Annotated in this window: 16 protein-coding genes; 6 read left to right on the top strand and 10 right to left on the bottom strand. The window is 61.3% G+C overall.

The annotated features are described in order from the left end of the window. The first annotated feature begins 61 nt into the window (after positions 1-61). The 3 genes from NKH49_RS12550 (at position 62) to NKH49_RS12540 (ending at position 3,447) form a co-directional block, all read left to right on the top strand. Entirely contained in the window at positions 62-2,263 is a 2,202-nt protein-coding gene (locus NKH49_RS12550; RefSeq protein ID WP_352613075.1) for a caspase family protein, read from the top strand. A gap of 102 nt (positions 2,264-2,365) precedes the next feature. Next, complete coding sequence (locus tag NKH49_RS12545; protein WP_352613077.1) at positions 2,366-2,746, top strand: hypothetical protein; 381 nt, start codon at positions 2,366-2,368, stop codon at positions 2,744-2,746. Then, positions 2,743-3,447 (top strand): DUF4760 domain-containing protein, encoded by a 705-nt coding sequence (locus tag NKH49_RS12540; RefSeq protein WP_352613079.1) that lies wholly within the window; start codon positions 2,743-2,745, stop codon positions 3,445-3,447. Before NKH49_RS12545 ends, NKH49_RS12540 begins: the two co-directional genes overlap by 4 nt. Before the next feature lie 84 nt (positions 3,448-3,531). On the opposite strand, the gene NKH49_RS12535 is transcribed toward NKH49_RS12540, so the two are convergent. Continuing rightward, positions 3,532-4,614, bottom strand: a complete 1,083-nt coding sequence (locus NKH49_RS12535) for a trypsin-like serine peptidase (RefSeq protein WP_352613081.1) — start codon at positions 4,612-4,614, stop codon at positions 3,532-3,534. Between the two features lie 390 nt (positions 4,615-5,004). Between NKH49_RS12535 and NKH49_RS12530 the strand changes: the two genes are divergently transcribed. Next, a complete protein-coding gene (locus NKH49_RS12530) occupies positions 5,005-6,093 on the top strand; it encodes a S1 family serine peptidase (RefSeq protein WP_352613083.1) in 1,089 nt (362 codons plus the stop codon). A gap of 91 nt (positions 6,094-6,184) precedes the next feature. Here the strand turns inward: NKH49_RS12530 and NKH49_RS12525 are convergent, their stop codons facing one another. Beyond that, complete coding sequence (locus tag NKH49_RS12525) at positions 6,185-6,535, bottom strand: hypothetical protein (RefSeq protein ID WP_352613085.1); 351 nt, start codon at positions 6,533-6,535, stop codon at positions 6,185-6,187. Positions 6,536-6,725: 190 nt separating this feature from the next. Here NKH49_RS12525 and NKH49_RS12520 point away from each other — a divergent pair, with 190 nt between their 5' ends. Beyond that, on the top strand, positions 6,726-7,022 hold the full coding sequence (locus NKH49_RS12520) for a DUF2934 domain-containing protein (RefSeq protein WP_352613087.1): 297 nt from the start codon (positions 6,726-6,728) through the stop codon (positions 7,020-7,022). 82 nt (positions 7,023-7,104) lie between these two features. Here NKH49_RS12520 and mgrA read toward each other — a convergent pair whose 3' ends face one another. The 7 genes from mgrA to NKH49_RS12485 all read right to left on the bottom strand — a co-directional run bounded on the left by mgrA (position 7,105) and on the right by NKH49_RS12485 (position 14,555). Further along, complete coding sequence (gene mgrA, locus NKH49_RS12515; RefSeq protein WP_352502630.1) at positions 7,105-8,151, bottom strand: L-glyceraldehyde 3-phosphate reductase; 1,047 nt, start codon at positions 8,149-8,151, stop codon at positions 7,105-7,107. A 129-nt stretch (positions 8,152-8,280) separates the two neighbouring features. Then, positions 8,281-9,429: a Gfo/Idh/MocA family protein gene (locus NKH49_RS12510; protein ID WP_352613089.1), complete on the bottom strand. Its 1,149-nt coding sequence runs from the start codon at positions 9,427-9,429 to the stop codon at positions 8,281-8,283. A gap of 12 nt (positions 9,430-9,441) precedes the next feature. Then, positions 9,442-10,188, bottom strand: a complete 747-nt coding sequence (locus tag NKH49_RS12505; protein ID WP_023675224.1) for a sugar phosphate isomerase/epimerase family protein — start codon at positions 10,186-10,188, stop codon at positions 9,442-9,444. An 87-nt stretch (positions 10,189-10,275) separates the two neighbouring features. Further along, on the bottom strand, positions 10,276-11,388 hold the full coding sequence (locus tag NKH49_RS12500) for an ABC transporter ATP-binding protein (RefSeq protein ID WP_352448362.1): 1,113 nt from the start codon (positions 11,386-11,388) through the stop codon (positions 10,276-10,278). A 5-nt stretch (positions 11,389-11,393) separates the two neighbouring features. After that, positions 11,394-12,323 carry a carbohydrate ABC transporter permease gene (locus tag NKH49_RS12495; protein WP_023675222.1) on the bottom strand — a complete coding sequence of 310 codons (930 nt, stop codon included), beginning with the start codon at positions 12,321-12,323 and terminating at the stop codon, positions 11,394-11,396. Continuing rightward, complete coding sequence (locus NKH49_RS12490) at positions 12,316-13,209, bottom strand: carbohydrate ABC transporter permease (RefSeq protein ID WP_352613091.1); 894 nt, start codon at positions 13,207-13,209, stop codon at positions 12,316-12,318. The genes NKH49_RS12495 and NKH49_RS12490 overlap by 8 nt, the downstream gene beginning before the upstream one ends. 107 nt (positions 13,210-13,316) lie before the next feature. Next, positions 13,317-14,555 (bottom strand): ABC transporter substrate-binding protein, encoded by a 1,239-nt coding sequence (locus tag NKH49_RS12485; RefSeq protein WP_352613093.1) that lies wholly within the window; start codon positions 14,553-14,555, stop codon positions 13,317-13,319. A gap of 394 nt (positions 14,556-14,949) precedes the next feature. Here NKH49_RS12485 and NKH49_RS12480 point away from each other — a divergent pair, with 394 nt between their 5' ends. Beyond that, positions 14,950-15,999: a LacI family transcriptional regulator gene (locus NKH49_RS12480; protein WP_352613095.1), complete on the top strand. Its 1,050-nt coding sequence runs from the start codon at positions 14,950-14,952 to the stop codon at positions 15,997-15,999. Between the two features lie 155 nt (positions 16,000-16,154). Here the strand turns inward: NKH49_RS12480 and NKH49_RS12475 are convergent, their stop codons facing one another. Next, positions 16,155-19,409, bottom strand: a complete 3,255-nt coding sequence (locus NKH49_RS12475; RefSeq protein ID WP_352926253.1) for a hypothetical protein — start codon at positions 19,407-19,409, stop codon at positions 16,155-16,157. Positions 19,410-19,455 lie beyond the last annotated feature (46 nt).

The raw sequence follows: 19,455 nt of genomic DNA, 5'->3' as shown, positions 1-19,455 counted from the left end.
GACAAAATCCTCGGCCAGGCTGGCCGTGCTTGGAAATTCGATCGGGCTTGGGGAAGCAATCATGATCAAAGTGACGCGGCGGACGCTGCTTGCCGGCACGTCCGCGCTGGCCGCTGCCGGCCTGGTGCCGTTTCGGGCATTCGCAGCGGCGCGCACCTACCATGCGCTGCTTGTTGCCTGCACCGATTACCCGAACCTGCCGAAGAAAAACTGGCTGATCGGACCGAAAAACGATGCCGGCCTGGTGCGCGATTACCTCCTGGGGAACACGCCCGCGCCGGTAAAATTCCTGGCCGAAAACGTCACGCTGCTCGCCAAGGATGTCGAAGGCGCCAACGGACCGCCGACACATGCGGCGATCAAGGCGGCGTTGGCCGATCTTGCCGCCAAGGTCCAGCGCGACGATTTCGTCTACCTGCATTTGTCCGGTCACGGCGCGCAGCAGCCGGCAGCGAACAAGGGCGACGAGACGGACGGCCTCGACGAGATTTTCTTGCCGTCCGACATCGACAAATGGGTGAACCGCGAAAAGGGCGTGCCCAATGCGCTGGTCGACAACGAGATCGGCACCGCGCTCGACGCTATCCGCGACAAGGGCGCCTTTATCTGGGCCGTGTTCGACTGCTGCCATTCCGGCACTGCGACGCGCGCCGCCGAGGTCGACGACGAGCTGGAACGCAAGGTCGAGTTCGCCGATCTGGTCGGCGGCGACGACGCTGCCAGGGCGGCTGCGGTGAGAGCCTATGACGAGATTGCGTCGGCCGCGCCGCGCGGCTTTGACGAGGACGGGCAGCGCAAGCCGGCCTTCAAGCTGACGCCGACCGGCGCCGAGCCGACCACCAAGGGCAAATTGGTCGCCTTCTACGCGGCGCAGACGGTGGAGACGACGCCCGAGATGCCGCTGCCCAAGGGCACGGCCGATGCACCGCGTTTCGGCCTGTTCACCTTCACCATCCTGTCGAAACTGGCCGAGAACCCCAACATCACCTATCGCCAGCTCGGCCAGGCCGTGCTGCAGCAATATTCGGCGGACGGCCGCACCCGGCCAACGCCGCTGTTCGAGGGAGAACTCGACGCACGCGTCTTCGGCACCGACAAGACAGACGCGGTCATGCAATGGCCGATCGTCATCGAGAACGACAAAGCCACGATCGGCGCCGGGTTGCTGCAACGCCTCACCCCCGGCAGCAGGCTCGCAATATTGCCGTCGGCGCTGTCGCCGCTGTCCGAGGCGCTTGGCTATCTCCAGGTTCAGTCGGCGAAAAACCTGGAAAGCCGGGTCAAGCCGGTCGAGTTCGGCGGCAAGCCGGCGCTCAAGCTGGCCGATATCCCCGCCAATGCCTATGCACGGCTGGCCGAGCTCGCCGTCGACTACAAGCTCGTGGTCGCGCGGCCGGCTGCGGCCAAAGGCCTCGAGAAAGAGGCCGCGCTGGCGAACTCGGTTCTCGACGAACTGGCGGCCAGGAAGAGCTCAGGGTTTCACATCGCGCTGGTCGAGCCGGGCAAGAGCGCAGATCTGCGTCTCGCAGTGCTGCGCGAGAACGCCATTGCCGGCGCCGCAGAAGATGCCACCGACGCGCCGGCGCTGTGGTTCCTGCCGGCTTCGGGCGACATGACGCTCAAGGGCGGCAGCAAGCCGCCGTTGATCGTCATTCATCCGGACGGCCGCGAAAAGTTGATCGAGGCCGCCGCAGGGAATCTGACGAAATTCTTCCGCGCCATTGGCCTGTCGAGGCTGGCCGCCGCCTCCGATTATCGGCCGGAAGAGGTCAGCGTCGAGTTCCGGATCAAGCGTTTTGACAGCGACACGCTGCAGCCGATCGAAGCGTCGACGGTGCCGCGTGTTTCGCCCGACGATCAGGTCCACGTACTGGCCAGGAACGGTTCGACCAACCTGGTCGACATCAACGTGCTCTACGTCGGCTCCGACTATTCCATCCAGCATTTTCTTGCCGAGCGCCTGACCGAAGGCGCCGTGCTCGAGGAAGGCCTGTTCAAATTCACCGACACCAGCTTCGGCATGGAGCGGACGATCGCCGTCTTGACCGAAGCACCGCCGCAGAGCGAGAAGCAGGATCTGAGCTTCCTGGCGCAAGAGGGCGTTGTCTCGGTAACGCGGGGACTGGGACAGCCAAGCTTCGCCGACATGCTGGCCGATATCGGCATGGCGCCGGCGACACGGTCGGCCATGCGGCTGACCGACGACAAGGGGTCGAAGGGCGCCGTGATGATTTTTCCGATGGAGACCGTGCCGCGCGCCTGAGGCGCGGTCAGGTGCCCGGCCGGGCCTCTTGCCTAATCGGCTGATAATGAACATTCTTCGACCACCGCTGTCGGCGGCCGAACGGAACGGGTGAGGGCGTTCGTGAACAGGATCGTATTTTCGTGGCGCGCAACAACCGCCGGCCTTGTCGCCGGGCTGTTGCTGGCCGCCAATGCTTCGGCGGACGAGGCTTGCGGCCTCTGCGCCAAGGAGGTCGTCATCAATTCCGAACTGGCGAGCTGCTTTCTCGACCAGTACGACCGGATCGCCAAAACCGGCAACACCGCCGTTGTCGTCGATCTCAGCAGCTGCGCCTCGCGCGGCGTGGTCGAGCCGTTGCCGTCGCCGGGCAAGGCGCAGGTGGAGCCTGACCTGCAGTTCATCGTTTCGCGCACGCAGCTGGATTGCCTGAAGAAGAAGCTGGAGATGCCGGGCATCGTGCTCGACCCGTCCGCCACCATAGAACTGGACAGCTGCGGATGACGAAAGCGGGGGGCAACGCAACGCAGCAGGCAGTGACGGCGCCGGTACCGCAAAAGAAGCCGGTGTCGCTGCCGGAAACCGTCGAAGGCCTGCCGTGGGTGAGCAATCACGAGGTCAAGAAGGAGGCGAACCCATTCACCGATCGCGACTGGCGCATGCTCGTCTATGCCTGGTCCGGATTGCTGGTGCGCCTGGCGATCATCTTCACCTTGATCTTTTCGGTCTACCAGTTCCTGGCGAACCAGGAGCAGAAGCGCGTCGAGCAGACGATGTCGCTGGTCGAGCTCTGGGAAAGCAAGGATTACCAGCAGGCGCAACGGGCCCTCAAGCAACGCCTGGCGGCGCTCAACGCCAAATACGGCAATCTGCTCAGTGCCAATCCGACGCCGACCGAGGAACAGGTGTTCAGACAGCGCATCGGCATCGAAGCGATGAGCGCTACCGGCGGCGACATGCCGCTTGCCGACTTCAGCGACAATTTCGACCGCGTCGTCTATTTCCTCAACCGCCTTTCCTTCTGCGTCGAAGGCAGGCTGTGCTCGCGCGACGTCGCCGACTCCTATTTCCGCGACTATGCCGCTTCCTTCTGGAGCTATTTTGCCGGCTATATCGACAAGGAGCGCAAGGCCGGTTCACCGACTTTCGCCCAGCCGATCGAGAACTATGTCCGCCAGGCGCCATCCTCGGCCCAGTCCGAATAATTCCCGAAAATGCGAAAGCCGGCGACGGAAATGCTCCGCCGCCGGCCGGTTTTCCGCGATGATCGCGGCGGAAACTCTGCAGGCCTATTTGTACAGGCTGTTGATCCACTGGACGTTGATGGCGTTCAGACGCACGGCGGTATTGGCATCCGGGCTCTCGGCCACGTTCACGCCGGTGATGACGCGCTGCTTGGAGCCATTGTCATAGGCATAGACCGAGCTGCCGCTCGACCCGGGATAGGTGTCGCAGTCGTACTGGAAATACTCGGTGGCGATGTTTTCGGCGTGCACTTCGCAGGTCGCCTTCCACATCGTGCCCATCGGCTTGTCGCCGGGATAGCCGATGATGTTGGCGGTGAAATCGCCGAGGTCGTCATAATTGGCATAGCCGAGCCAGCCGAGGTTGGTGCCGACATCCTGCTTCAGGGTGACGATGCCGAGATCCCACGGCACGACCGAGCCGTAAAAGCCCTGGTAATTGTCGATGAAGCCCTGGATGACATAAGCGCTTTCATAGGTGAAGGCGCCGAACGGCGCGTCGTCGGCAGTCTTGCCGTTGAGAGCCGGCACGAACAGGATATCGTCGAGCCAGGCCTTGTCCTCGTGGCTGTAGAGGCAGTGCGCCGCGGTGAGCACCGTGCGCGGGCCGATCAGCGTCGCCGAGCAGCTGCCATAGCTGCCGCTCTTCGATTTGCCTTCGAGATAGCCGATCGCGGTGAACGGGTAGGTTTTGGTATTCTTGATCTGCTCGCGGTCGTCCGTGCCGAACACCTGACGGCCGGCCTCTTCGCCTCCGCTCAGTCCGGAATTGTCGGACTTCTGCCCGTCGGCGGGCGCGTTCATGTCCTTGATGACAAGGTCCTTCAGCGCCTCGTTCGGGTCAATCTTGATGTCCTTGCCATCGGCGGAGCGGCCGACGATGCCATAGGATTTGACGGCCGTTGCTTCGTCGGTGAGCGGCGCGGCGCGGTTGGCCTCGTCGTCGGTCAGTTTCGGCGGGGCGATTGGTTTCGCCCGGCCGGGCTTGTAATCGCCCGATGTTACATCCCGCATGCTTTCGCCGTTGCCGGCATTGGCGGAACCTGGATCGGCAGCCAAGGCAGGAACCGCCCACATTGCGGTGGAAAGCAACGCGGACGCAATAATGCTATGTGTCAGTTTTGTCATGGTGAGACTCTCCCAAAAGTCAGCAAGGACTGGATCAAGATACAGAAATATTGTCGAGATCGTGGTGGCGCAAAAAAATGAAATTGGTTACCGGTGCCTTTACCGGGCCATTATTCAGTGCAGCCAGTTTAGGTCCCCGCCAAAAATGCCTGCAACGGTATACTGCCTAAAATAATCCAACATTGGCAACGACAAATTGCTTCCACATAGCCCGTGGGGGGCTATAGGATTTTGGGCGGGTTGGCTCGACAGCACGACTAGCAGAAATGGTGCTCGGCTTTGTGACGGATCGTGCTTCGCCGTGGAGCATGATCTCACCGGCCGGTTCCATTTCAGTGGACCATGCGTCGGCGACTGACCTGTCGGGAACATCGTCTCAGGGGGTTCGAGGTGAAGATCATCCATAGGTTCAGACCGATTGCCGCCGCCGCGCTGCTCGGCATCGCGGCGGCCTTGCCGGCCGTCAAATCCGTTCATGCCACGGACGCGGCCGCTCGGCCGGAGGCGGCGATCTCGCCGATGAAACGCGTGGCCGAGGCCAGGGCCAAGGCCAGGGCGGAGAACCCCGACGGCGCCGATCGCGTCTACGGCGGCAAAGAGGCCGAGAAGGGCGCTTACCCGTTCCAGGTGGCATTGCTGACCACCGGCAAACTGGACAAAAGCCCGGCCTCGCAGGCGAATGCGCAGTTCTGCGGCGGCAGCCTGATCGCGCCGCAATGGGTGCTGACGGCGGCGCACTGCCTCAATGACGACGGCGAGCCGATTTCGCCTGATGTGGTCACCGTGCTCACCGGCGCCACCGATCTGAGCGAGGGCAAGCGCTACAAGGCGGTGGAAATCATCGTCAACGAGGGCTACAGCGAGCAGACGCTGGACAACGATCTCGGCTTGATCCGGCTGGCCGCGCCGGCCGATGCCCCGACCATCAAAATTGCCCGTGAGCCGACACCAGACGCCGGCAAGACGACCGTCACCGGCTGGGGCAAGATGCAGGACGGAACGTTTCCCACCGCACTGATGGTCGCCGACCTGGACCTCCAGCCGAACGCAACCTGCAACAGCGGCATCAAGGCGATTTATGCGCATGATTTGAAGGCAGCGCTCGGCGAACTCGCCCGCCGCATGCGTTATTCGGAAAGGGGCATCGAGGCGGCCGCCAACGCGATTGCAGCCGATATGGCCGATCCGCTGACCGGCAACATGATCTGCGCCGGCACGGCCAGCGGCGAGCGCGACGCCTGCAATGGCGACAGCGGCGGACCGCTGTTCATGACCGGCGCCGATGGTCCGGTGCAGGTCGGCGTCGTCAGCTGGGGCGAAGGTCCGGCCGACGGCGGTACCGCCTGCGGCCACAAGAACGCCTACGGCATCTACACGCGGCTGGCCAATTACACCGGCTGGATCGAGGAGAAGATGAAGACGGCGGCGCCCGCAGCGCCCAAAGCCCTCGGCACGGCGCAGAAGCCCGCCACGCCCTGACCGGTGTCATTGCTGAACCAATGAACAGCGGGAGCAATCCCTCTGTTTCTGTCCCAAAACCCGGTTCTGTCCCAAAAACCTGGGGTCGGGACTAGAACCAGCGATCGCGGCGCTGATCTGTGGCGGCCAGGGTGAGGCCGAGTAGCGCTCCTACGGCCGCTCCGAGGATGAATGCCGACGATATTGTGCCGGGATTCTCCTGGACCACCCCCGACACCGTCTGCGCCCTGTTGCGCAGGGCTTGTGCTGTCCGAGAGGCGCGCTCGGCAGCGTTGCCATACCAATCGCCGGCGTCCTCGATCGCCTCTTCCGCGCGTTCCGCCAAGGTTCGGTTGATCTTGCTGATCTCGCGCCTCAGCTGCGCGACCTGCTTCTCCAGGGCTTCCTGAGCTTCACGTTGAGTCATCTTCGGTGCTGCGGATTCGTTTGGTTCGTCGGCCATTGTAATCTCCTTTGCTCAGGCTCGGCTCAACGGCCGGCCCACTGTGCAGGTTCCTCCGCAAAACGCGTATGTCCGGTGTTTGTTCGGTGAGAAACCGGCTTTTGTCCGGCATGTCTGCGAATTCGGCATCAACATCGGATCGTTCCGGCGCTCCCCGCGTTGGTGAAAACGCCACAAGGGAGGAACCGCCATGGACGACGATCGGCATGAAAAGATTCGGCAGCGAGCCTATGAAATCTGGGTACGCGAGGGCCGCCCGGATGGCGCGCATGAGCGTCATTGGCAGCAGGCGAAGCAAGAGCTTGGCCTCGACGACGCGGACGTTCCGGCGGGAACGATCGCCAGCTCCGACGTTCTGACGGTCGAGGCACTGGCGATGCGCACCGGGATAACCGGTGATCAGGCGCAAGAGCTGATCGACAGGCTGGGCAACGACAGGGCGACGCTCGAGCAAGCCGCGCGGAACCTCAAGGCAGCCGAAAGTTAGCCGCTGGCCACCGTGTCGAAGACAGCTACCAGTTCGCGCTGCCGCGTCTTTTCGATGAAACCGGACCGCAGACCGTCGTCGCCTACTTCCTCGGCGGTCCCTTGCGCTCGGCCGATGCCGCCCAGAGATTGATGTCCGACTCGCGGGCAAAGGTGTCGATCTCGGCGAGCTCGGCATCGCTGAAGTCGAGCGCCTTCAGCGCGCCGACGCAATCCTCGACCTGTTCCGGCCGGCTGGCGCCGATCAGCGCCGACGTCACCCTGCCCCGGCGCAGCACCCAGGCCAGCGCCATCTGCGCCAGCGTCTGGCCGCGGCGACGGGCGATGACGTTCAGCGCCTCGATATTGGTGATCGACTTGTCGTTGATGAATGCCGGGCGCAGCGACTTGCCCTGGCTGGCGCGGCTGCCGTCGGGGATGCCGCCGAGATATTTGTCGGTCAGCATGCCTTGCGCCAGCGGCGAGAACACGATCGAGCCGACACCGAGCCCCTCCAGCGTATCGAGCAGGCCATCATCCTCGACCCAGCGGTTGAGCATCGAATAGCTCGGCTGATGGATCACGCAAGGCGTGCCGAGCTGCTTCAATATGTCGGCGGCCTCGCGGGTGCGCTGCGAATTATACGAGGAAATGCCGGCATAGAGCGCCTTGCCCGAGCGCACCGCGTGATCGAGCGCGCCCATCGTTTCCTCCAGCGGGGTGTCGGGGTCGAAGCGGTGCGAATAGAAGATGTCGACATAGTCGAGCCCCATCCGCTTCAGGCTCTGGTCGAGGCTGGCCAGCACATATTTGCGGCCGCCCCACTCGCCATAAGGCCCTGCCCACATTTCGTAGCCGGCCTTGGTCGAAATGATCAGCTCGTCGCGATAACCGGCAAAGTCCGTCCGCAGGATCTCGCCGAACGCCCGCTCCGCCGAGCCGGGCGGCGGGCCGTAATTGTTGGCGAGGTCGAAATGCGTGATGCCGAGATCGAACGCCCTGCGCGTGATCGCCTGCTTGGTTCTATGCGACGTGTCGTCGCCGAAATTGTGCCACAGCCCAAGCGAGATCGCCGGCAGCTTCAGGCCGGACCGCCCGCAGCGATTGTAGACCATCTTGTCATAGCGGTTTTCGGCGGGGACATACGGCATGGGAAATCCTCAAATCGAAACGAGCCCGACGGCTGCCGCCGCGACAGTGGGGCAGTCGAGCTTGCCACCCTTAGCCTCTCCTCGCGCAAACGGGGAGAGGCTTTTTGCGGTGCTTGGGAGGCGCGCCGCCTACTTGGTTTTCTGCTTCGCCAGCAGCTCCTTCGCCGCCTTGACGCCGAGTGCCGCGGGCCGCTCGCAGCTGGTCTGCATGGCGACGAACTTTCCGGTCTCGCCCGAACGCAACAGGCCGGTCATGACGTCGACGGCATGCAGCGCCAGTTCCATCGAGCAGCGGTGCGGCCGGCCTTCCCTGATCGCGATCGCCATGTCGGCCAAACCGGCGGTGCGGTAGTTGGCCATCATGCCTTGCGAATGCATCTCGTTGGGCACGCCGAACGGATGCGGCCATTTCGGCAGCTTCTTCACCGGCTTGGCGGCATCGGTGTAGCGCACCTCGCCGCCGAAGAAGTTCGGATCCGGCACGAACACCGTGCCCGCCTCGCCATAGAGCTCCATGGGCGCGTGGCCGTGGCTCCAGACATCCCAGCTGGTGTTGAGCGTCACGACGGCGCCGTTCTCGAATTCCAGCACGCCGTGGATCGTCGTTGGCGTGGAGACCGGGATCTTTTCGCCGGCGCGCGGCTTCGAGCTGATGATGCGTTCCGTCATCGGGATCGAAGCGAAGGCGGCGACCCGCTTCACCGGCCCGATCAGCTGGATCAGGTTGGTGATGTAATAGGGTCCGATGTCGAGCACCGGCCCGGCGCCCGGCTGGAAGAAGAAGTCCGGATTGGGGTGCCAGTGCTCCATGCCATGGCTCATCACATGACAGGTGCCGCTGGTGATCCTGCCGAGCCTGCCGGTGTCGATCAGGTCGCGGACAAGCTGGTGCGCGCCGCCGAGGAAGGTGTCGGGCGCCGAACCGATGCGCAGCCCCTTGCTTTCCGCCCGTTTTTTCAGGTCGAGCCCTTCCTTGACCGACAGCACGAAGGGCTTCTCCGAATAGACGTGCTTGCCGGCGTCGAGGATCTGCTTCGAAACCTCGTAATGCACCGCCGGAATGGTCAGGTTGACGATGATGTCGATATCGTCGGCCTTGAGCAGCCCCTCGACGGTCTCGGCGCGCAGCTTGAACTCTTTTGCCCGCGCTTTCGCCGCTTCCATGTTGATGTCGGCGCAGGCGCGCATCTCGATGCCGCGAAACAGCGGTGCCAGCGAGAAATACGCCTTCGAGATGTTGCCGCAGCCGATGACGCCGATGCCAAGTTTTGTTGCCATGCTGGTGTGCTCCTAATAGGTCTTGGCGGCTGCGATCGAGCGGCGGGCGAAGCGCTCGATATCATTGGGATTGTCCTGTTCCATGACGTAGTATTTTGCGGCGCTTTTGGCGCGCAGCGCCTTGATCAGGCCGGGCCAGTCGATGGTGCCGTGGCCGACATCCGACCAGCCGTCCTCGTCGAGGCCCTCGCCCGGCTTGGCCAAGTCCTTGACATGGACGGCGACGATGCGCTTGCCGTGCTTCTCGATCCAGGGCAGCGGATCGACGCCGCCGCGCACCACCCAGGCGACGTCCATCTCCCAGCCGATGTCGGGCGCGGAGGACAGGATATGGTCCTGCGGCACCGAACCGTCGGCAAGCGCCTTGAACTCGAAATCATGGTTGTGCCAAGCAAAGCCGTAGCCGGCTTTCCTGGCCGTCTCGCCGACCTTGGCCAGGCGTTCGCCGAAGCCGCGCCAGCCGGCTGTGTCGGCCGGCCTGAACTCGGCGTTCAGGAACGGGCAGATGAGCAGCGTGATGCCGAGCGCGTCGGCCGTCCTGCGCACGCCGTCGAAATCCTTCTCGAGCGCGTCGATCGAGAAATGCCCGGTCGGCATGGCGAGCCCGTTCTTGTCGAGCTCGGCACGGAACGCCTTGGGATCGTCATAGACGCCGCCGAACCCTTCGACTTGGCTGTAACCAAGCTCCCCCAGCATCTTGAGCACGCCCTCCCAGGGCTGGAAATTGCGGGCGCTGTAAAGTTGGAATGACCAGTTCATCGTCTCTGTCCGTTTTCTTGTGGATGGTTAGTTTTGGGGGGATGAGTCTTGCGGGAGTAGAAGAGTCTTGGGAGGCTAAATCATGCTCTAGAGGCGGTTACCTGTGGCGGCGTCGAAAAGCGAGGCGCGCATCGGGTCAAAACCGATGCCGACCGCCTCGGCGTTGTTTGGCGTGCGCTCGGCCGTCACCCGCACCGTGAAATTCTGGCCGGCGAGCTTCAGCCAGACCAGCGTGTCGGAACCCATGGGCTCGACGACCTCGACATTTGCCGTGGCTGCGAATGGCCATCCCGTGCCGCTGTTGAACGCCACGTGCTCGGGGCGGATGCCGAACACGGCCGGCCCTGGCACCGGGTCCTTCTCGAAAGCATAGGTGGCAAGCGGTATCCGCACATCCTCGGCGACGAAGTGCCAGTCGCCTGCCGCTTGCTCCAGTCTGCCGTCGAGGAAGTTCATTGCCGGCGAGCCGAGGAAGCCGGCGACAAACCGGTTGACCGGCCGGTTATAGATGGTCTGCGGCGCATCGAGCTGCTGGATGACGCCGCCCTTCATCACCGCGATACGGTCGGCCAGCGTCATCGCCTCGATCTGGTCGTGGGTGACGTAGATCATGGTGTTCTCGAGCTTGCGATGCAGCAGCTTGATCTCGACGCGCAATTCCGCGCGCAGCTTGGCGTCGAGGTTGGAGAGCGGTTCGTCGAACAGAAAGACATCGACGTCACGCACAAGTGCGCGCCCGATCGCCACGCGCTGGCGCTGCCCGCCGGACAGCGCCGCCGGCTTGCGATGCAAAAGCGGTTCGATCTGCAGGATCTCGGCGGCCCGGGCGATGCGCTTGGCGATCTCGTCCTTGGCGAGGCCGGCAACGCGCAGCCCGAACGACAGGTTCTTCTCCACCGTCATCTGCGGATAGAGCGCGTAGGACTGGAACACCATGCCGATGCCGCGATCCTTGGGCTCTTCCCAGGTGACGTTCTTGCCCTTGATGAAGATGCGGCCTTCGGAAACGTCGAGCAGCCCGGCAATGCAGTTGAGCAAGGTCGACTTGCCGCAGCCGGACGGGCCGAGCAGCACGATGAATTCGCCTTCGGCAACATCGAGGTTGAGCGTCTGCAGCACCGATATCGCACCGAAATTCAGCGACAGGTTCTGGATCGAGACGCTGGTGCCGTTTGCCGCAATGCTGCCGTTTGCGTTCATCGCCATCATCCTTTCACCGCGCCGGCGGCGATGCCGCGCACAAACAATTTTCCGGACAGGAAATAGACGATCAGCGGCACCAGGCCGGTCAGGATGGTGGCTGCCATGTTGACGTTGTATTCCTTCACGCCTTGCACCGAGTTGACGATGTTGTTGAGCTGCACCGTCATCGGATAGGTGTCGGGGCGGGTGTAGACGACGCCGAACAGGAAGTCGTTCCAGATGCCGGTCACCTGCAGGATGATGGCGACGACAAAGATCGGCAGCGACATCGGCAGCATGATGCGGAAATAAATGCCCCAGAAGCCGGCGCCGTCGACACGCGCTGCCCGGAACAGCTCCTCCGGCATGGAGGTAAAGTAGTTGCGGAACAACAGTGTGAGGATCGGCATGCCGAAGATGGAATGGACGATCACCAGGCCGCTGAGGCTGCCGTAGAGGCCGACTTCGCGCAGGATGATGACGATCGGATAGATCATCACCTGATAGGGGATGAAGGCGCCGACGATCAGGATGATGAAGAAGGTGTCGGCACCTTTGAAGCGCCAGTTGGCAAGCGCATAGCCGTTCACCGAGGCGAGCGCGATCGACAGGATCACCGACGGGATCGTGATGCGCACCGAATTCCAGAAGCCACGCGACAGCCCGTCGCAGTTGAGCCCGGTGCAGGCGCTCGACCAGGCCTTGACCCACGGCTCGAAGGTGATCTCCATCGGCGGCGAGAAGATGTTGCCGAGGCGTATCTCGGGCATGCCTTTGAGCGATGTCACCACCATCACGTAGAGCGGCAAAAGATAGTAGAGCGCAACCACGATCAGCGTGCCGTAGAGGAAGATGTTGCGGCGCGAGAACATATGCCGCGGCTTCGGCCCGCTCGGCCCGTAGGCTTCGAGCGTGCCGGGGCCGGCCGGCAAGGAAACGGTATGGTCAGACACGCTTCTTGCCTCCAAACTCGAGATAGGCCCACGGCACGATGACGATGATCACCGACAGCAGCATCATCGTCGAGGCGGCGAACCCCTGACCGAGGTTCTGGGCGAAGAACATGTAGTCATAGACATATTTGGCCGGGACTTCGGAGGCGATGCCGGGCCCGCCGCTGGTCTGGGCGACAACCAGGTCATAGATCTTGACGATACCGGCAGCGATGATGACCAGCGTGGTGATGAAGACCGGCCGCATCATCGGTATGATGATGAACAGATAGGTCTTCCAGGTCGGGATCCCGTCGACCCGCGCTGCCTTCCAGATATCCTCGTCGATCCCGCGCAGGCCGGCCAGCATCAGGCACATGATGAGCCCGGTGCCCTGCCAGAGAGCGGCGATCAATATGCCGTAGATAACGATGCTGGAATCATAGAGCGGATTGAAGCTGAAGCTCGTCCAGCCGAGGCTGCGCACCACTGCCTGGACACCGAACTCGGGGTTGAGCAGCCACTGCCAGACGAGACCGGTGACGATGAAGGAGAGGGCGAAGGGATAGAGGAAAATGGTCCGGAACGTGTCTTCGAACCGGATCTTCTGGTCGAGCAGGGCGGCAAGCAGGAAGCCGATGACCAGCGAGAACAGCAGCGACAGCACGCCGTAGATCAGCAGGTTCTCGATCGAGACCAGCCAGCGCGGCACCGACCACAGCCGGTAGTACTGGTCGAGCCCGACGAAATGCAGCCGCGGCAGCAGCTTCGAACTGGTGAAGGAATAAAGCACCGTCCACGCGCTGCCGCCGACAAAGATCACCAGCGCGGTGAGGATCATTGGGATCGAGGCGATTTTCGCATTGAGGTTGCGAAAGAGTTGGCTAGGGCGTTCGCTCTTGCTCATCTGCACAGCCGCGCTGGATCGGGTAAGGGCCGGAGGGTCAAGAGGCCTTGACCCGAGCTCCCGACCCTGCGTTTGCAGGGGCGGGAGTGAGGCGGTCGGTCGATCGCTCAATCGGCCGAACCGACAATGGCGGCGAAGCGCTTCTGCGCATCTTCCACGGTCATGTCCTGCTTGGCGAAGAACTCGGAGAAAAGATCCTCCTTCTGCTTCTGCGTATCCTGCGAAAGCAGCTGGTCGGTCCAGGGCATGACATTGCCCTTGGCGAGAATTTCGAGCCCCTTCTTCATGCAGTCGTTCGCCGCCTTGAGGTCGACGTCGCCGCGCACCGGCAGCGAACCTTTCTTGAGATTGAAGGCGACCTGCGTCTTGGGATCGAGCAGCGTGTGGGCCAGCACTTCCTGTGCCTTCGATTTTTCGGGATCCTTCAGCAGCGGGAAGTAGAAAGCGTCGCCGCCGGTGGCGATGACCTCGTTGAGACCGAGGCCCGGAAGGCAAGTATAGTCCTTGCCGGCGGTCTGGCCGGCAACCTGGAACTCGCCCTGCGCCCAGTCACCCATGATCTGGCCGCCGGCCTTGCCGGTGATGACCAGATTGGTGGCCTGGTTCCAGTCCTGCACATTGGTGTTCTTGGCCATCTTGCGGGCGTCGTCCGCGGCCTTGAAGACCTTGGCGACCTCGGGCCCAGCGGCGAATTCCGCGTCCTTGTCCTTGTAGACCTTGAGGAAGGCGTCGGTGCCGCCGACCGCCGCAAGCAGCACGTCGAAAGCGCCGGAGGCCTGCCAGGGCTGGCCGCCGACCGCTAGCGGCTGGATGCCTGCCTTTTCAAGCGCGGGCGCCGCAGCGACATATTCATTCCAGTTCTTCGGCACCGGCACGCCGGCTTTTTCGAAGGCCGCGTTCGACAGCCACAGCCACTGCCAGGAGTGGATATTGACGGGCACGCAATAGATCTTGCCGTCGAGGGTACAGCCGTCGAGCAGGCTCTTCGGCTGCACGATTTCCGTCCACTTTTCCTTGGTGGCGAGATCGGTGAGGTCGCGCATCAGCCCGGCCTGCACCAATTCTTCCGCCTGCCGGCCGTGATTGAACTGGGTCGCGCCCATCGGGTCGCCGCCGGTGATGCGGCTGATCATGATCGGCCGCGCCGTGCCGCCGGAGCCGGCGATGGCGCCGTCAACCCAGTGATTGCCGGTTGCGTCGAAAGCCTTGGCGAGTTCGGCGACCGCTGCCGCCTCGCCGCCGGAGGTCCACCAATGGGTGACTTCCAGATCCGTCGCGGCCGCCGGGCCGGCAAATTGCAGCGCGACCGTCGTAGCCAGCGCAGCAGTCATGAGTTGGTATCGCATTTCGTTCCTCCCAGAATCTGAAACGTTACAGATTTTCGATACGGCAATTGCTTAAGGCGCGCAACCCCTCAGGCGAAGGTGGCATCAAGTTTTTTCGAAGCGCGAATAAAATCGCGCGGCTCGTCGGCCTACCGCATCGCAACAAGAGGGGTTGCACTGCAAAATGCAATGCTGCGACGCCAGAAAACCGGAAAAGCTCCTTCTGTCGCTCTTTTTTGCGCCGACCGGAGTGCCGCTCGTTTCGCGCCTGTCACCAGTGATATCGCCACGGCAGTGACAATCTGTAACGTTTCAGTATATAGCGGTCTCATTCGGTGAAGGCCCGCGGCGTACCCGCGGCCCGCCGATTGCCGGCCTGCCCGGCAACTGCTATGCGCCTGACGGGGCGGGATGAATGAACAGGCATCAAAAAGAGAAGGCCGACGAAGCGTCGGGCCCGGGCCGGCCGACACTGAAGACGCTCGCCTTCATGACCGGGCTGGGCGTCACCACCGTGTCGCGCGCGCTGAAGGATGCGCCCGAGATCGGCGCCGAGACCAGGCGGCGCGTCCAGCTTGTCGCCAAGCAGATCGGTTATCGGCCCAACCGTGCCGGCGTCCGCCTGCGCACCGGCAAGACCAATGTCATCAGCCTGGTGCTCAACACCGAGCACGAGATCATGAGCTTTGTCTCGGATATCATCTACGGCGTTTCCGAAGTCATTGCCGACACGCCCTACCATTTGATCGTGACACCCTACTCGCGCTCGCAGGATCCGCTCGACCCGATCCGCTACCTCGTGGAAACCGGTTCAGCCGACGGCGTCATCATTTCGCGCACGCAGCCGAACGATCCGAGGGCCCGTTATATGCTGGAGCGCGGCATCCCCTTTGCCACGCATGGCCGCACCGATATGGGGCTGATCCATCCCTACCATGATTTCGACAATTACGCTTTCGCAGCCGAGGCAGTGCGCCATCTGGCCGGCCTCGGCCGCCGCCGCCTGGCTCTGTTGGCGCCGCCGGTCGAGCTGACCTATCACGGCCACACGCTCGCCGGCTTTGCCGATGCGCTGAGCGAGGTCGGCGCCAGCGAGATTCCGTTCAACACCGTTTCGATCGATCATTCGATCGAGCAGATCAGAATGCGGACCGCGCAGCTGATGCGCCGCGAAAACCGCCCGGATGGTTTCATCAGCAGCGCCGCCGCCGCGACGCTCGCCATCGTCGCCGGCATCGAAGACGCCGGCCTCAAGCTTGGCAGCGATGTCGATGTGGTGTCCAAACAATCGTCGGAGCTTCTGCACCTGTTTCGCAGCGAATTGCTGGTCGTCAACGAGAACTTCCGGCTGGCCGGCGCCGAACTCGCCCGCTCGGTGCTGGGCTGGATCGGCGGCGCCGCACCCGGCACCCTGCAAAGCCTGAGCGAGCCGGGCGAAGTGCAGGCCTATCGCCGCCCCGACTAGAGCGGGATATGTTCAGATTGAACTAGCATCCGGCTCCAATGCGCGCTGCTGACCGGCAACCTTGGAGCCGTTTGCTGAAGGTCCGCTATCTGGCAGAGTGCGGCAGATAGCTGTCATTCAACCTTCCCCGAAGGCAAAGAAGCGAAGCTTTAATCTCACCCTTTCCGACGCGATTTCTCACGGATTTTGGCAAGCTCGTGAACAGGTGGAGCGGTTTCCCCTTCCGGTATGATAACGTCGTCGTCGGGCCGTACGGCCATCATATCGACGTCATGTGGACCGACCTGCCAAGCTTCCCGCACATGGAATTTTTGCTTGAGGATCGCAAGTTCCATGCGAAGTTCCGGCAGGCCCGACTCACCAAAAACAGCGGGAACGAGAAAATAAGCTCCGCAGGCCTTCAGGTATTCGAAGAACATCTCAAGGTTCCGATGATTATCCACCGTCATCGTATTCATACGGGAGGTATTGACGAATACCTTCCCGGGTTCTCCTGACAGCGTGTCGAAGTCCTGTGTAATGTGCCCTCTATAATGAAACGGGTTCTGGCGATCTATGCCTTTGATGACCGAAATATGAATTTCATCTTGGCTGTCTTCTCTGCCAAACCGGGCATGCCAGTCCTTGAAAATTGCTTCGCCCTTTGGTGCATTTGCGAACATCAAGCCCAGAAACGGTGGTTGGCCCGGCATTGTCACGCCGTACATCATACCTTTCCACTCGGCAGCGTCCCAAAGCCGTGGATTGATGATTGCTCGAACGACCACATCACTGTGGCTGCGAATTTCACCGAAAACCTGCGGCATCTCTTCTTCATCGTCGCCTGCGAGCGCCGGTAGTTCCATTGCTGCTGGCCTCGCAGGTGCATCCGGTGCCATTGGAAAATTCTGATTGATGCAGTCACCCCAATCGGAAATACGGCCCGCATGGGTGCCGAACACCCTGTTTCTGGAAATGCCGGCTCGGCAAAACAATGTGGCGCGCTCGAAGACATTCTCGGTTCTGACCAATTCTCCGATGGTCTCAGTAGCATCACGCAGCATAGCCACGCTCGCCAAAGCATGGATGCAGGAGAAAATGAGGTGTTCGTTGTACTTCCCAATATGGATTACTTCAGCAAGCCGCCAATTCGCTGGGACACAAACCTCCATCATGAAATCATCATCTCCGGCGACCGATGCTTCCTGAATGTTGTCGAGTTGCCGAATCCGAACCGTGAACTTTTCTGTATGCGGAAACGCCCCGGCGTTGAGCAGCGTTGCCGCAAATCCCTCAAATGCTGCGGCATACGTTTCGGCCTGTAGAACCCCTTCAAGCGTGTTCGAGGCCTCGATTTCAATCTCCACACCCAGTATTTTGGTTCGAACGCCGCTAAACGCCTCATCAAAGAGTACGACTTTGTTCGGGAGGCTGCCGCATGCGGGCTGTGAAGCCAGGAACGTCATCATTTCATGGATTTCGTGATCGTCAGTCTCTTCGGGAATTGAACCGTCCGCCTTCAGCTCATCAATGTGTCCGAGGCGGTAAAGCAGGGCCATACGTGCTGAAAACAGTGTCAACCCGTCCAGAACATCGGGCAAGCTTTCCAATCTGCGGATTTCTTCGGGCGGCTGAATTATGAGCAGGCAAGCAAGCAACTGATCAAACTGGGTGATCTGGTTCTTCAGTCTCTCCCCGCTTTCATCATCCAGCGGAGCATTGCTTCCGATAGCCTGTAGAAAACGAATGGCGCTGAGGACATCCACGATATGGCCTAGCTGCAAAGACAGCATTGCGAACAGGTTCAGCGCCGGGATCGTTTCGACCCGCAAATCCCCTTCAGTTTCTGACATTGCCAGATACTGGATGACTGATGCCAGAGCAGTAGCGCGGGCCGCCCAACGAAGACCGGCTCCGCGATAGCCTACCGCCAGGTAGTAAAGCGCCTTGGCCTGATCGTTCCTGCTCTCGTCTTTCGAAAGATGTATGACGGCACGGCCAAGCCATTTTATGCCGTCGATAGGCTTTTCAGCATCGAGCTTGCGTTCACCTTGCTGCAAATAAAGGCTTCCGGCCTTAATCTCTTTGCTGCGCTCGGCCATGAATTCCGCAAGCTTTTCGACCAAGGTATCGAAAGACTGGCTATCGGGCACGCTTTCGCCAATTGCCTCGACCATGGTTTCCAGCATATCAGCCGGAAACTCTCCCAAGCCCTCTGCTCTTTCGATAATCCCGCAGAGGGCCTGCCAAATTTCGTCCAGATTTTCCCGCTCCCCCGAAAGGGACATTTCACTCATGCCGTGAAAGACAAGTAGCGTCTCCGCATGCAAGGCATTGTTGGGTCGGGATTTATCGGCAGCCAGTTCTAAGAGCTTTTCCTTCAGCCGTTTTGACCTATCGGCAAAGGATAATTCTTCGGGGGTTTCATGACCTTGGAAGACCCTGCCCACCAAAAGCTGATGGAGATTGCAGACTTTGCTGATGTGGACGGCGTGCCCGCTCGCAAAGGCAATGGCCTCGACCTGTTCGTATTTATCCTGCATGATCTCGACATCATCGAACCACCAAAACGCCGTCCAGGCATGCTCGTACACAGCGCGTAGATGCTGGTAGCTCGCGCCGTATTTCTTTGCGTGGTCAATTGCTCGCTTAAAGCGGCCTTCTGTCTCAAACCGAGGCCTTTCGAGTTCTCTTGAGAGCCGTGCAGCTTCAAATGTATCAGAGACCGCCTGCGTCTGCTCTTGAGCGGTTGAGCCCAGTTTTTTCAGGCCGGCTTCCAGTTCATCCAGTGCCTGCTGGCGCTTGAAATCTCTCGGTCCGAGCTTGATGTTGTCGGGTTGATGTTCTCCGGCTTTCAAGTGCTCGTAGGCGAGGTCTTTATGACCGTGGGAAAATATGCGGTCAATGATCCACTCCCGGTCGAGAATTGTGACCTTAACGCCATGTTCCTGATGCAATTCGTCTTCTATCCGAAGACGATCACGCTGCCGTGCTGGGCGGTTTGTAAAGAAGATGATCCGGTCATAGCCACGCTCTGTTCCAACGATCCCTTTGACATCGGAACGCACCTTATCGGACCAGGCTTTCTTTGCGCTGAATGCAAATCCCCATCGCTCTGTGCCGCTTTTCCCGTCGCCAACATACCAACGTTCTGAAATTCGCTCATCAACCGGATAGGTCTCGGTGTCCACCTTGCCATCTCCCCCGCCTTCCGGCCCTGTTTGGGGGCGCAAGTTGGGGCAAAGTTCCCGCTCGCTCAATTTGCGGCAGAAGATTTCGAAATCCTTGTGCTGGTTGCGATCGGTGAGCGTGTCCAGATGGTGGCTCAGCTCGGATTCGCTCAGCCTGTAGGCGTCAGTGCATTCGCTATCTGAATAAAGATAAGGGCGCCTGACCCGCATCATTTCAGACGGTGCGGAGAATCGACTCATCTTTGTTTCCTCTACTCGAAAGCAAAGCAGATTCCATTACGCTCAC

Origin of the sequence: Mesorhizobium sp. M1088, assembly GCF_040318575.1 — a bacterium.
Classification (GTDB): Bacteria; Pseudomonadota; Alphaproteobacteria; order Rhizobiales; family Rhizobiaceae; genus Mesorhizobium.
Note: the sequence above shows the minus strand (reverse complement) of the source record. Positions and strands in the feature narration are given on the sequence as shown.